Source organism: Posidoniimonas corsicana (assembly GCF_007859765.1).
GTDB lineage: Bacteria > Planctomycetota > Planctomycetia > Pirellulales > Lacipirellulaceae > Posidoniimonas > Posidoniimonas corsicana.
On sequence record NZ_SIHJ01000002.1, the window covers coordinates 376,444 to 389,443 of the forward strand.

A 13,000-nucleotide genomic window follows, 5' to 3' on the forward strand; every position below is an offset into this window, starting at 1 on the left:
TCCAGGCCTCAAGATTCTGCTCCGCCCGCTGTATTCTCGCGGCGCGTGCCTTGACGCGCGGGCATGCTTTCACGGCGCTTCGCGCGCCCGCTGGCCCCAGGACCCCGGGCCGGCGCCCTCCCCCGCTGAGCAAGGAGCGCCCGCCGTGATCGCCCACCTACCGTCGATTGCATCTACCCTGCTGCTGGTCTTCGGGCCGCTGGCCACGCTGTCGAGCGCGTGGGCGCCCTGCCTGCTCGACCCGGTCACCACGTACACCAACGGCCTGCCGCTGGCGTCGACCGACCCGATGCGGACGCACAACTTCAACTACGGGTGCGACCCGTACCGCGTGGGCTGCTGCGGCGGACACTACCACTGCCCGTGCCTGAAGGGCGCCCTGTTTCCTAACCGCTGTTGTGGCTGCCAGGCAACCCCGCCCGACGCGTGCCGCAACCGCGTGGGCGCGGCGGAGGAACTGGAGCCCAGTGGCGTGATCACCCTGGGCAACCTGCCGGCGCCTTCGGTCGGCGGCGTCTTTGGCGCCGGCCCCGCATCGCCCGCGGCGGCGAGCCCGTTCGGGAGGTAGGCGCGAACGCAACCGCAGGTCCCAGCTCAGCACCATCTCGCCCAGCTTTGGCGCCGGGCGCGCGACTTCGCCACACGTGCTCACGGCAGGATTGGCTGAGGACGGCCCGAAACGCCGGAAGCAGCGTTGTCTATTTCGCTGATCCGCGCGCGGGCGTGCTCGGCGAGTTCGCTCCAGGAGTCGAGCTCCAGGGCTCGGGCGTAGCAGACGCGGCTCTGGCCTTCGCCGCGTTGCGGGTCACTATCGCAGACCTTCCCGAGTAGCACGTAGAGGACCGGCTCGTCGGCATGCTCGTTGATGGCGTCGATCAGGTCGCTGGCAAGTTCCGGATCGGGCTCCCCGGTGCGGGCCAACTCCCACCGTGCTGAGAACCAGGCATGGCGATCAATGCTCTCGGCCATGTCGGCGTCGACGAACTCGGCGGCGAGGCTGCGCAAAGTCTCTGCGTCGCCCGCGCCTCCAAACTGGCGGTACACGGCGGCGCGGAAGAATGTGTTGTTCGGAGCCGAGTGCAGCATCTCCAAGAGGCGGCCGGGCGTGCCGGACTCGAGTGTTTCGGTGGCGCCGGGAGGCTGTGCCTGCTCAACGGCCTGCGTGACAACTTGCGGGTCGAGAGACAATAGCACCCGCCGACCGCCAGAGTTCTTGACGATGTACTCGCCTGGGGACCAATAGCCATCCGCGTTGTAGAGGGTGTCGGTCAGTAGCGCCGCCGGGGTGTGCCCCTCGGCGAACGCATTCACGGGGTTGACCGCGTCCGCCGCCAACCAGTCGACCAACCCACCACGGTCCGAGTGAACCCATTCGGCACCCTGCTCCAACAGGCAGTTCGTCAACGCGACTGCAACCATTTGCTTGGCGGCCGGGCTGAGACCGTCCCCGGCGATCAGCGGGTAGAGCAGCTGGTCCACCCCGCGCCCATCCGTCGGGAGCGGCGTCCCGATCACCGCCTGGCACTGTTCCGAGGCGGAAGAGAATGCGGCGCGGATCCCCTCCTGTGTCGATATTCGCGCAGGCGGCTGCCAGCGGGCCGCGGCGTCATTGATCCTGGCGACGCAGAATGGCCGGCACAACGGGCCAACTTTGGTCAGGTCGGCAAGCGGCGCCGAGTACACCGCCAGCCGCTCGCCCTCACCCGTCGGCGTCAGCCTGGTGTACCACAGCCGCTCCTCTTCCAGCGCCACGCCCAGGAACCTGTCGCCCGTCAGCAAGCAGCGCACCAGTCCATCGGTGTTCGCTACGTAGACGCCCGACGGTTTGCCGGCCGGCGTCCCCGAAACCAGCCACTGGTCGCCGGCCGCGACGACGTTCGAGATTCGCCGCCACTCGGCGATCACGCCATGCCCGCCGGTCTCGAGGTCGACCCACAACAACGAGGGGGACATCTGCCCCCAGGTCAGTTTCGCCCGCTGCACTGGTTCGGCGGACACGGCGGCGACAGAGGCGCCGGGGGCGGCGGCAATCGCGATCGGCCGGCGCCCCTTTAATGTCGTGATGAGACGACCGCCCACGCCGGCCCTGAGACTCGACAGTTGCGCACCAACACCCGATGGTTCATTCTCGAATCCGACCAGCTGCTCTGACCTCTGCGGCGGAGAGTAGAGGAGGCTGTCGCCCCAGTTGGTGAGCACGTCCGCCGTAATGCCTATCAGGTTGAGGTCGCCATCGGGGTCCAGCGTCTTTGCCTCCTCGCTGTCGGCGACCGCCACCGCCAGCCCCCCACCCCACGGCGCCGCCGAGTACCGCCGCCCCCAACGCTCGTCTTCCAAGACAACCCGCTCCTCGTCCCCATTCAGTTCGATCAGCCCGTATCCGTGCGTCAGCAGCAGGCGCCCGTCAGCCAACCGCCGAGCCGCGCTAACGCTGGAGAGTGAGGTCTGGACTTCCAGGGTGGAAATCCGGTCCAGCTCCTGCTCGTGTTGATTGCGGTACTGCTCGGCCACTTGCAGAGGGAGTTCGGGCAGGTCCAACCCTACGCTCACGGGAGTTAGGTCGAGGCTCTCCAGAAACAGATCGCGGTCGAAGCGAGGGGCGTCGGGCTTGCCCTCGTGCAGGAAGCGGATGTCGAGAGTCCGGCCCCGCTCCACCGGCAAGGCGATGAGCAGCAGGGTCAACGCCCCGTCGTACCCAGTAAGCATCCTTCCTGATGCTTCGCCCACGGTGATGTCTTTGCGGCCTCGTTCCTTGAAAGGGACGCTCTCGCCCAGATTGATGGCTGCGAAAGACTCGTTGAGCAAGCGATTGGGGTCGTCGGTGTCGCTCTCCGACACGTAAATCGCGTTCTGCTGATCGGGCGTCAGCAGTCCCAGCAGCACACTCTCGTCGTCGGCCGGCCTAAACACAGATGGCCGGAAACGGAACGCCAACCGGTGCCCGCCAACGACCAGCCCGCGGTCGATGGGCCGGAGTCCGCGTCGCCATCCCGATCCCGGCTTGGGCATCTCGAACCCGTCGTGCAGCCGCGCCGCGAGATCGTCGACCGTGTCGGCATTCTCGGCGATTGACCAAACGAGGCAGCAGTAGGTGAGCCCGTTCTGGGACAGGTAACAGACGTTGTAGAAGATCTGGAAACCGCTGACCGACGCCTCGAGAGACTGCGTCGCCCGCTCTACCCCGGAGGCGTCTTTGGTGTAGCGGGGGCGGCCCTTGAGTCGCGGGCGGTCGACCATGTTTTGCACGTGCGTCCGCAGCGCGTGGATAAGCTGCTCTTCGCCCTCGAGCAATCGCTCCGACTCGATCACCGTCGCAAAGTAGCCGGCCCGACCCGCGAGCTTGAACTGGTCTCTGCCCAGGTTCGCCACTAGTTGCTGTCGGCGCCAGTTGTCGCGCACATCAAATGATGCGCCGTGGGCCCCGATCGCTACCTCACGCCCGTCGGCGATGCCACACGCGGCTACGCAGCACCAGGTCCCAATCAGGTAGACAAGCGACCCTCGCCAATCCGGCACGCGGCTAATGTGCATCCAACACCTGCGTTGCGAAGAATGAGACTCGGCGGAACGCCGCCGCCCGTTCGCCCAACCTTAGTCGCACAGCCGCATCGCGGCAACCAAGACAAGAGTCCCCTATCGATCGGAGGACGCAGCAGCATGAATCGCCCGCCGGTTGGCACGTCCCATGTCGCTCTCAACGCACGCCTGCCTCGTGCTTCGCCAGCCAGGGAGCCCCGTCCGATACTCTCGCTTTGGTGCTCAGCCTCGGCAATTCGGCGGGCGGAGCCAACGCCTGCACGTTTAGCTTGCAAGCGGGTAGCCACGCGGCTACGGTGGACAGGCTGCACCTCCTTGAGAACACCGGCAGGAGAGTCTAATGAAGTTGAAACCAGCCAGCCTGCTGCTGGCGTTAACGGCTGTCGCGGGCGGCGTGGCCCACGCGGATGACGCCTTCTTTCCGCTCGACCTGCGCTACGGGCAGAAGCTCGTTATCTCGTTTGAAACGCCCAGCCCCCGCCTGCCGGACGCAGATACCATCGCCATAGGAAACTCGAACGCAAGAGGGAACTCTGGGATTGAATACCTCTTCGAGTTCGCCCTGTTCGACGGGGATCAGCTCCTAGGATCGTTCACGACAGACAACGCCATCGGCCTGCGTCAGGACTTGCCTGCGCTCTTCACCAGCCCCGACAGCAACGAGATGGTGACCCAGGCCGTCGTTGACTTCTCGTCAATCCGCGATGGTTCGATCGATGGCCGCCTGATCATTTCTTCGGTGGGGGACGACGCCAGCCCTCTCAACGTGATGACCTACAACAGCCTTGCCTTCCTTGTCGGCATGTCGGAACCGGAACCCGATTTCCCGCCGGCCCACTTTCCGCACCTCATTCCACAGGGCAACCTGGTCATCCTCGACGCCGTGGTGGTCCCTTCGCCTACCGGCGTTTCCCTCGCCGCCTTAGCAAGCGTCGTTCTGCTCGGACGACCCCGCCAGTAGCCGCGAGGGAAGCATGCACACATTCTGGGGCGGCCTGATGATCGCAATCGGGCTGCTGATGTCCTGGTGGGCCGCCGCGCGGAGCGACTTTGTCGTCTACCGCTTGCTGGTCGCGCGGTCCCGCTTGCTGTGGGGAGATCGGGTCCACGCGTTCCACTTCGTCGCGGGGCTCCTTGTGGCGCTCTGCGGCCTCTTGATGGTGTTGGGCGTGTTTGGCTGATGGGCTTGTGGCTCCTAACGCCACACCTCAAGCCCCGCAACTGTGTACTCCAGTCCCGCCACCTCCACCCGATCGCCCGGACGCAGCTGGGTAATCCTGGCGGCGGTCAGGGGGCGGACCCTCACGGCCTTGCGCGTCGGTTCCCGCCACAGGATCCAGGCCAGCGTGCCGCGGCCGTCCGGCTTGTGCAGTTCCAGTCGCACCGCGGCGCAGTCCTCGAGGGTAGTGGCCGGGCCGGCATGACGGCACCGCGTGACGCCCTGGGGCAAAGGCGCCGGCGGCTGCCTGCAGACGGGCGTTGAGTGGGCGGGGACGGGCATGGCGGCGGGCATCTTAATGGCTCGCGGGCCACAGCGGCCGGCGCCCGGCTATCTTGGGCCCGCGCGTTCCCGCCGGTCCGCAGGTCGTGGTGTTCGTTGCATACGGGTTGCGCCGGTTGTTCCGATTCGCCACCCTGGATTTCGCACCCGGCCCCCGCAGATTTGGTGGTTGCAGTGTGACCACCTAGCAAGAATTGGATCAGAGCCCTCCCCCTGATTGAACGAGAACCCATGCCTGAACTACAAGAACGCGAGATTAAGCTGCTGGACCTGTTGGTCTCGGGCGAGTCGAACAAGGGCGCGGCGAACAAGCTCGGCATCGCCCTGCGTACGATGGAGCTCCACCGGCACAAGGTGATGCAGAAGCTAGGAGCCAAGTCGGCAGCACAGCTCGGCTACCTCTACGCCCAGCGGAAGCGGCAAGGTGCGACGCCCGACCACAGCGTCGTCGAAACGCCGCGCGTCCCCGCCCCTGAGGCCCACACTAGCGACGCGACCACCCCGGCCTGGGGCTAGCCCGTAGTCGCGCCGGCCAACCGCTACACTCGGGCCAACCTGCCCGCGGGCAGCGGCACACCGCACCACCGACCTACCCTGCCGGGGCTCTCCGCACGGTAGAGTTGGGTAGCGGCGCCAGCCGTGAACCCAGCCCAAAAGCTTCGTCCGCGGGATGCGCCGCGGCCAGGCTTAGTGCGGCCCAGTAAGTGGCGAGGACGACGCCGTGGCCCCCATCGATTCCCAAGCATTGCCCAGCGATCCAACCTGGGACCAGGTGGTCGCGTGCGTCGACCTTCCGGCCAAGCCGAACGGGCCGCCGCCCGCCACCGGCGCCGTCGCGGAGGCGGCAGACAGCAAGCGGGCGCATCCGCGCACTTCGCTCCCGGCGTGGGGCATCCTCCGCCACAACAAGCAGCTGTTCGGCGCCTACTTGTGCGACGTCTCCCGGTCGGGCCTGGGATTCTATTCCCCGGTGGCCCTCATCCCGCCCGCTACGGTCGAGATCTGGCTGCCCAATGGCAGCCGACTAGAGGTCGTGGTCAAGCGGTGCATCCGCCACGCGAAGGACCGGTACCGCTGCGGGGCCGTCCACGTTGGTCACGCCGATTCGTAGCCACGGCTGCAGTCGTCGGCGACGCCTACAGCTGGCCAGGCGTCACGGTATCCTTCCGCCCCAGAGTATCTCTGCGGGTTGCCCGGTCGGGGGAGGAATTCCGAGGTTCGCTCCGTAACAGTCCTGCCGGGCCTGCGTAGGAGAGTCATGGGCTCTGCCGATCGGCGGCCCCTAGCCCTACACCCGGAGGAATACCTGATGAATGCCCGCAAGCTCTTCCTGTCGGCCGCGGCGGCCGCGTTGACCGTGTCCTTTGTGGCCGAACAGGCCGACGCGGCCTGGCGATGGCGGCGCCGGAGGGCGGCGCCGCGGACCACCTACAGCATGAGCAACTTCAAGTACTCGTCCGGGATTGCGCGGGGCGAGTACGAACGGTTCCGCCGGCTCGACAACTGGTACAACGACGCCTACAACGGCTTCCGCCCGAGCGACTTCCGGTAGCGGCTACTGCGCCCGCTGCGCGGCGCGGGCCTGCAATTCGGGGCCGCGGTCGGGCGGCATCGCGGCGTGCCAGTCAACCGCCGCGCGGGTGAGCCGCTGCGTGACCGCGGAGTGCTCCCCCGCGACGTTGGTCGTCTCGCCCGGGTCTTGGCCGAGGTCGTACAGCTGGGCGTCGGCGCCGTCGTACTCGCAGAGCAGCTTCCATCGGCCATCGCGGACAGCGAGGTCCGGCAGGTTGGCGTCAGGGACGCCGCCGAAACGGTTTCGGTCGGGCGGGCGGCGGAAGAAGATCGGGCCCTGGTGCGACGCCCGTGAGGCGCCGCGGATCACGTCCGGCAGGGGCTGCCCGTCGGCGCGGTCGACCAGCGGCGACTCAATGCCGGCGATCGCCAGCAGGGTTGGCGGCAGATCGAACGCGGCGAGGACCGAGTTATCGTTGACAGCGTCTCGCACACCGTCGGCCAGCACGCCGGGGCCCCACGCAATCAACGGCGAGCGGACGCCGCCCTCGTAGAGCGTCGCCTTGACTCCCCGCAGCGGGCCGGCGCTGCCGGCGCCCGGCTCGGGACCGTTGTCGCTGCAGACCAGGATAAGCGTGTTGTCGCGCAGGCGGGGGTCGTCGCGGATCAGGGTGAACAGTTCGCCGAGCTGCTGGTCCATCGCGTCGAGCACCCCGTGGTAGCGGGCGCGTTTGCCGCCGTCGCCCCTCAGGTCGGCGGGCGGGAAGAACGGCGAGTGCACGTCGTCCGGCCAGAGGTTGACGTAGAACGGCTGGCCCCGGTGGGCGGCGGCCTGGATGAACCGGATGGCCGACTCCGTGAACGCCTGGGTAACGTACGCGCGGTCGCGCCACTCGATGGGACCGCGGCCCAGCTTATCAGAGCCCAACGCATGTGGGTGCGGGGCGCGGCCGTCGTGCGCGTCACACAACGGCAGCACACGGGGCCCCAGGCCCTCGAAGTTGGTTAGTGACTGGTCGTAGCCGTAGCGTGTGATGAGCGGCGCGTCTCCGACGTCGCGCTGCCCGCCCAGGTGCCACTTGCCGAAGTGTCCGGTCGCGTAGCCGCTGCGTTGGAGCTCTCGGGCCAGGGTGGGCGCCTCGGGGTCGAGCCAGTCCGCGACGCCACGGCGTTTATTCGCCCGGCGGTTGTCGAGGTACGACGTGATTCGCCACCGCTGCGGGTACTGCCCCGTAGTGATGGCGCACCGGCTGGGTGAACATATTGGGGAGTTCACGTAGAACTGCGTGAAGCGGAGCCCCTCGGCGGCCAAGCGGTCGATGTGCTCGGTCGTGGGGCCCGGCGCGGAGTCCTCTCGGAAGCACGAGAGGTCGCCCCAGCCCATATCGTCGATGAAGACCAAAAGCAGGTTGGGCCGCCCCGGCGCCGCCTCGGCCAGTGCGGACGGGCACAGCGTCGACGCGGCCAGTATCAACAGACTGCATCGGATCGCGGGGGAGCTGAGCATAGGCAGGCCGACAAGTTGGGGCGCCAGCAGGCCGACGCCGGGCGGTTCCCCCAGCCGGCATAGATTGCCAGCGGGGCATGCAGAACAAGCCGCATCCGTGCGAAGCGGAGGATTCCTCTCACCTGAACGACCCGTTCGGCCGATACTAAGGACTAGGAAACGGGAGGGCGAGGCACGCTCGCGTGTGTCTTGCTTCAGGATAAAGGTCGTGGCAGGACGACGGATCGACCTGCCACGACCTTTTTTAGTTCGCAATCCCGATTGGGCGGGCCCCGCGGGGCCGGGCCGGCGTGCTACAGGCCGGCGAGCATCTTCTCGGCCTCACCGCGTTTGACGAAGATGTGGCGTTTGTCTTCCAGCGCCTGCGTCAGCAGCCGCTTGGCGCCCTCCTTCTGATTGTTCATCATCAGCACCTTGGCCAGCAGCAGGGTCGAGTCCGGGTCGATGTTGCCCAGCTTGAGGTTCTGCAGCAGGGCCGATCCTTGGCGGCTCTGGCCGTTTTCGTAGAGCGCCCAGGCCAGCGTGATGTTGGCGTCCGGGTTGTCGGGACTCAGCTTCTGACTGGTGGCGGCGAAGTTGAGCGCCCGCCGCTTGTCCTCATCGTCGGAGCTCTCGATCAGCGTCAGCGCCAGCTGACCGTAGGCGACCGCGTTGGCCGGGGCGTACGCGACGGTCCGCAGGAAGTTTTTCTCCGCCTGGTCGAGGTCACCGCCCATGCGGTCGGCGACGCCCAGCAGCAGCCAAACGTTCGCGGAGCCGGGGTGCTGCTTAGCGCCCGCGGTGAGCACCTTCTTGGCCTCGTCGACCTTCTCGTCCTTCAGCAGCGCCTGCCCGTAGGCGACGATCACCGACTCGTCGTTGGGGGCCGCCTTGTAGGCGCCCTGGAAGTACTGCATCGCCTCGCTCGACTTGCCCTGACTCTCGAAGGTCTTGCCGGCCGCGACGTATGGGTGGTCGAGGTTCTCGTTGATCTTGCGGGCCTTGTCGAAAGCGGCCAGGCCCTCCTTTGCTCGTGGCGGGTCGACCACAAACAGGATCTGGCCGGTCGCGAACAACGCGGCGGCGTTCTCGGGGTCGACCTTCAGCAGCTCCTGCAGGTCGGACTCGGCCTGGTCCCACTTCTTGCGGGCCTGGGCGATGCGGGTTCGGCCGCTGTAGGCGCGGATCATGAAGTCACGCTTCCGCTTAGCGTTGGCGTCGTACTCCTGCATCAGCTTGACCGCCTTGTCGAACAGCGCGTCGGCCTCGATGGTGCGGTTGCCGCGGATCGAATCCTCGGCCAGGATCAGGTACGGCTCGGGGTCGTCGGGCGCCTCGGTGATGCAGTCCTCCAGCGCAGGGCGCACCGCGTTGGCGTTTCCGGCCAAAGCGTGGAGCTTGGCCAGCATCACGGCAACCGGCGGCAGCTTCGGGTTCTTGCGTTTGGCGGTCTCGAGGAACGTGCGGGCGGCGACGATGTCGCGGTTGCCGTAGCGTTCGATGGCGTTCTTCACGTCCGAGTAGCGCGAGGCGTCGGCGTCCGAAACGGCGTCGCCGATCAGCGCCTGGTTGGTAATCTGCGCCGATGCCTGGCCGGCGGTCAGCAGCAACACGGCCGCGCCGAGGGCCGCCAGTCCATGGCGGAGAGTGGGTACGGGGGTCATCAGGAACACCTGTGGTCGATGGAGAACGAAGAAGTTGTTTCGGAGGAGCGGCTGCGGCGGCCGCGGTGTGGGCGGCGTGGCGCCGCGGGCGCCGGTCATCTCGATTGTAGACGATTCGGCTAAGCGCGGCACGCCGGCGCGCAAACTACCTATCGTACGCGACGGCAGGCGGTCGGGTTCTGCCGGTCACGCCGGTTGCCGCGATAAACAGCCCACGTCGGCGGGCCTAGCCGAGCCAGGCCGGCAGCGTTCCGGCCGCCGGCAGGTGCACGACCTTGGCGCTGGTGATGCCGTCGATCTTGAGGAGTGCGTCGATGGCCTCCTGTGGCGGCTCGCCGTCGATGTTGAGCACGCCGATGGCGTCGCCCCCCGGCTGATTGCCCGCGCGGCCCACCGCCATCTGCGCGATGTTGACCCCGTGCCCGCCGAGCGCGGCGCCGATTCCGCCGATGATGCCGGGCACGTCCTTGTGGCTGAACACCAGCAGGCAGCCGTCGAGGAACGCCTCGAGGCGGTAGTCGTCGATCCCGACAAGGCGCGGCATCGACTGGCCGAATAGCGTGCCCGCGATCTGGCGGGTCGCGCCGCCCGCGGCCACCTCGACTGAGATCGACGAGCGGAAGGCGCCCATGTCGCTGTTGCACTCCTCGACCACCTCGATGCCACGGTCGCGGAGCAGGGTCTCGGCGTTGATGAGGTTGACGGTCTCGTCGAGGGCGCCCTCGAGCAGACCGGCCGCAAAGGCGGAGGTCAGCAGCTTTGTGTCGCGGTCGCAGACCTCACCGCGGTAGTGGAGCTTGCAGCTCTTGACGCCGCTGGGCGCCAGCCCGGCGGCCATGCGGCCCAGGCGGTGCGCTACGTCCAGGTAGCCGCGGACCGACTCCAGCGTCTTGGGGTCGACCGACGGAACGTTCACGGCGCAACGGATGGCGCCGGTGGTGAGGTACGCGGTGAGCAGCTCGACCGCCTCAACCGCGACGTTGGTCTGGGCCTCCTCGGTGCTGGCGCCCAGGTGCGGCGTGCAGACCACGCCGGGCAGGCCGAACAGCGGGCTCTCGGTGCAGGGCTCCTCCGGGTAGACGTCCAGCGCGACGCCACCCAGCTTGCCGCTCTTCAAGCCCTCGACCAGCGCGGCCTCGTCGTAGATACCGCCGCGGGCGGCATTCACCAGCCGCGCGCCGGGCTTGATGATCTCGATCTCGGCGGTGCTGATCAGGTTCTTGGTCTCTTCGGTCAGCGGCGTGTGGACCGACAGGTAGTCGATCTTCGGCAGCATCTCGCGGACCTCGGCCACCAGCTCGATGCCGAGCTCGGCGGCGCGTTCGGCCGACATGAAAGGGTCGTAGCCGATAACGTTCATCTCGAACGCCTGGGCCCGTTCGACCAAGGCCAAGCCGATGCGGCCTAGCCCCACCACGCCGAGCGTCTTGCCGGCCAGCTGGGTCCCCATGAACTTCTTGCGGTCCCAGCGGCCCTCCAGCAGGCTCTGGTAGGCCGGGGCCACGTTGCGGCTCATCGCCAGCATCAACGCGAACGCGTGCTCGGCGGTGCTGACAGTGTTGCCCGCCGGCGTGTTCATCACCACGATGCCCGCGCGGGTGGCGGCCGGCTTGTCGATATTGTCGGTGCCGACGCCCGCCCGCACCACCGCCTTCAGCCTGGTCTGCCCGTCGAGCACGTCGGGGGTCAGCTTCACGCCGCTGCGGCAGATCGCGCCGTCAAACTCGGAGAGCGCCTGGCGGAGGTCGTCCCCCTTGAGTCCGGTGCGGACCTCGTAGGTGATCCCTTCGGCGGCCTCGAGCAGGTCGAGGCCTTCTTGCGACAAGTCATCCAGGACAATAACGCTTGGCATGGTAGTGGTGCGGGGTGGGTAGTTTGGTGGTGGGTGGCGGCCCGTGACCCGTCGGTTGGCCGCCCGTCGGTAAGTTTATCGCGGCCGGCTAGCAGCTCTTCGCGAAGTCGGTCATGAAGCTGGCCAGGGCGTCGACGCCTTCGATCGGCATGGCGTTGTAGATCGAGGCGCGGATGCCGCCGACCGAGCGGTGGCCCTTGAGCGCGTCGAGCTTGTGCTTCTTGGCCTCGCTCAGGAACCTGCTGGTGAGCTCGTCCGACGGCAGGTTGAACGTGACGTTCATCACGCTGCGGCTGTGCGGCTGGGCGTGCCCTTTGTAGACGTCGGTGTGGGCGTCGATCACATCGTACAGCTTCAGAGCCTTCGCCTTGTTGCGATCGAACATCTTGTCCAGGCCGCCGATCTCGTTGAGCAGCCACTTGGCCACCAGGTCAACGACGTAGATCCCGAACGTTGGGGGCGTGTTGCCAAGCGACTCCTCCTGCACGTGGTTCTTGTAGCTGAGGTACGACGGGAGGTTGTCGCCCGAGCGTTCGGCCAGGTCCTTCCGCATGATGACCACGGTCACGCCCGACGGGCCGGCGTTCTTCTGGGCGCAGGCGTAGATCATCCCGTACCGGCTGACGTCCAGCTTGCGGTGCAGGAAGTCGCTCGAGGCGTCGCAAATCAGCGGCACATCGCCAGTGTCGGGTTCGCCGGCAAACTGCACTCCCTCGATGGTTTCGTTGCAGGTGTAGTGGCAGTACGCGGCGTTCGGGTCGAGGTCGAGGTCGCCTTCGGCGGGCACGTGGTCAAAGCCAGAGTCCTTCGCCGTAAACGCAACGCGGGTCTTGCCTTCCTTCTGGGCCTCCTGCAGGGCCTTCTTGCCCCACGACCCCGTCAGGATGTAATCGGCGGACTGCCCCTCGCCCAGCAGGTTGATGGGGATCATCGAGAACTGCAGCCGGCTGCCGCCCTGCAGGAACAGCACCGCGTAGTCGTCGGAGATATCGAGCAGCTTGCGGAGGTTCGCCTCGGCGGACTGGATGATCTCCGTGAACGGTCCCCCGCGGTGGCTGATCTCGAGGATCGACGCCCCCGCGCCCGGCAGACAGAGCATCTCGTCGCGGATCTGCTCGAGGACGGGAACGGGCAGGACGGCGGGGCCGGCCGAAAAGTTGTAGACTCTCTCATCCATGGCGGTCGGGGCGATGCTGGTCGGAGGTGGCTGGCGGCGCCCAGAGGGCGGCCGCGGTGCGGTTGAAAAGGACGATATTCTACCGCCGGGCGGCCCCGCTCGCTAAGGGGCCGCCGGCTCAAAACACGCGGTAATTCCTTGCAGACGCGCACCCCCCAGACGGCGAGCCGGCACTAGAACCTTCACGCCGGTGGCCCTACTCTGAAAGGCTTCGCGCCGCCCACTGCCGCCACGCCTTTCTGCGGGCCGCCCGGCCCCCAGCCCCCGCCCG

Annotated in this window: 12 protein-coding genes; 6 read left to right on the forward strand and 6 right to left on the reverse strand. The window is 67.3% G+C overall.

Annotated features, from left to right (window positions below; genetic code table 11):
- Nucleotides 1-145 precede the first annotated feature (145 nt).
- Nucleotides 146-568, forward strand: a complete 423-nt coding sequence (locus KOR34_RS17605) for a hypothetical protein (protein ID WP_146566610.1) — start codon at nt 146-148, stop codon at nt 566-568.
- 80 nt (nt 569-648) lie between these two features.
- On the opposite strand, the gene KOR34_RS17610 is transcribed toward KOR34_RS17605, so the two are convergent.
- Nucleotides 649-3,531, reverse strand: a complete 2,883-nt coding sequence (locus KOR34_RS17610; protein ID WP_146566612.1) for a hypothetical protein — start codon at nt 3,529-3,531, stop codon at nt 649-651.
- 346 nt (nt 3,532-3,877) lie between these two features.
- On the opposite strand from KOR34_RS17610, the gene KOR34_RS17615 reads away from it, so the two are divergent.
- Nucleotides 3,878-4,498 (forward strand): hypothetical protein, encoded by a 621-nt coding sequence (locus tag KOR34_RS17615; RefSeq protein WP_146566614.1) that lies wholly within the window; start codon nt 3,878-3,880, stop codon nt 4,496-4,498.
- Between the two features lie 13 nt (nt 4,499-4,511).
- A complete protein-coding gene (locus KOR34_RS17620) occupies nt 4,512-4,718 on the forward strand; it encodes a hypothetical protein (protein WP_146566615.1) in 207 nt (68 codons plus the stop codon).
- Nucleotides 4,719-4,732: 14 nt separating this feature from the next.
- Here the strand turns inward: KOR34_RS17620 and KOR34_RS17625 are convergent, their stop codons facing one another.
- Nucleotides 4,733-5,038, reverse strand: a complete 306-nt coding sequence (locus KOR34_RS17625) for a hypothetical protein (RefSeq protein ID WP_146566617.1) — start codon at nt 5,036-5,038, stop codon at nt 4,733-4,735.
- Nucleotides 5,039-5,269: 231 nt separating this feature from the next.
- Here KOR34_RS17625 and KOR34_RS17630 point away from each other — a divergent pair, with 231 nt between their 5' ends.
- From KOR34_RS17630 to KOR34_RS17640, 3 genes are all read left to right on the forward strand, one after another.
- A complete protein-coding gene (locus tag KOR34_RS17630) occupies nt 5,270-5,554 on the forward strand; it encodes a LuxR C-terminal-related transcriptional regulator (protein WP_146566619.1) in 285 nt (94 codons plus the stop codon).
- Nucleotides 5,555-5,783: 229 nt separating this feature from the next.
- On the forward strand, nt 5,784-6,149 hold the full coding sequence (locus KOR34_RS17635; RefSeq protein ID WP_228714683.1) for a PilZ domain-containing protein: 366 nt from the start codon (nt 5,784-5,786) through the stop codon (nt 6,147-6,149).
- A 198-nt stretch (nt 6,150-6,347) separates the two neighbouring features.
- Nucleotides 6,348-6,590: a hypothetical protein gene (locus KOR34_RS17640; RefSeq protein WP_146566623.1), complete on the forward strand. Its 243-nt coding sequence runs from the start codon at nt 6,348-6,350 to the stop codon at nt 6,588-6,590.
- Between the two features lie 3 nt (nt 6,591-6,593).
- On the opposite strand, the gene KOR34_RS17645 is transcribed toward KOR34_RS17640, so the two are convergent.
- The 4 genes from KOR34_RS17645 to serC form a co-directional block, all read right to left on the reverse strand.
- Nucleotides 6,594-8,057 (reverse strand): sulfatase-like hydrolase/transferase, encoded by a 1,464-nt coding sequence (locus KOR34_RS17645; protein WP_146566625.1) that lies wholly within the window; start codon nt 8,055-8,057, stop codon nt 6,594-6,596.
- A gap of 293 nt (nt 8,058-8,350) precedes the next feature.
- Nucleotides 8,351-9,700 carry a tetratricopeptide repeat protein gene (locus KOR34_RS17650; protein WP_197531528.1) on the reverse strand — a complete coding sequence of 450 codons (1,350 nt, stop codon included), beginning with the start codon at nt 9,698-9,700 and terminating at the stop codon, nt 8,351-8,353.
- A 226-nt stretch (nt 9,701-9,926) separates the two neighbouring features.
- Nucleotides 9,927-11,552: a phosphoglycerate dehydrogenase gene (serA, locus tag KOR34_RS17655; protein WP_146566629.1), complete on the reverse strand. Its 1,626-nt coding sequence runs from the start codon at nt 11,550-11,552 to the stop codon at nt 9,927-9,929.
- An 88-nt stretch (nt 11,553-11,640) separates the two neighbouring features.
- A complete protein-coding gene (serC, locus tag KOR34_RS17660) occupies nt 11,641-12,729 on the reverse strand; it encodes a 3-phosphoserine/phosphohydroxythreonine transaminase (protein ID WP_146566631.1) in 1,089 nt (362 codons plus the stop codon).
- Between the last annotated feature and the right edge of the window lie 271 nt (nt 12,730-13,000).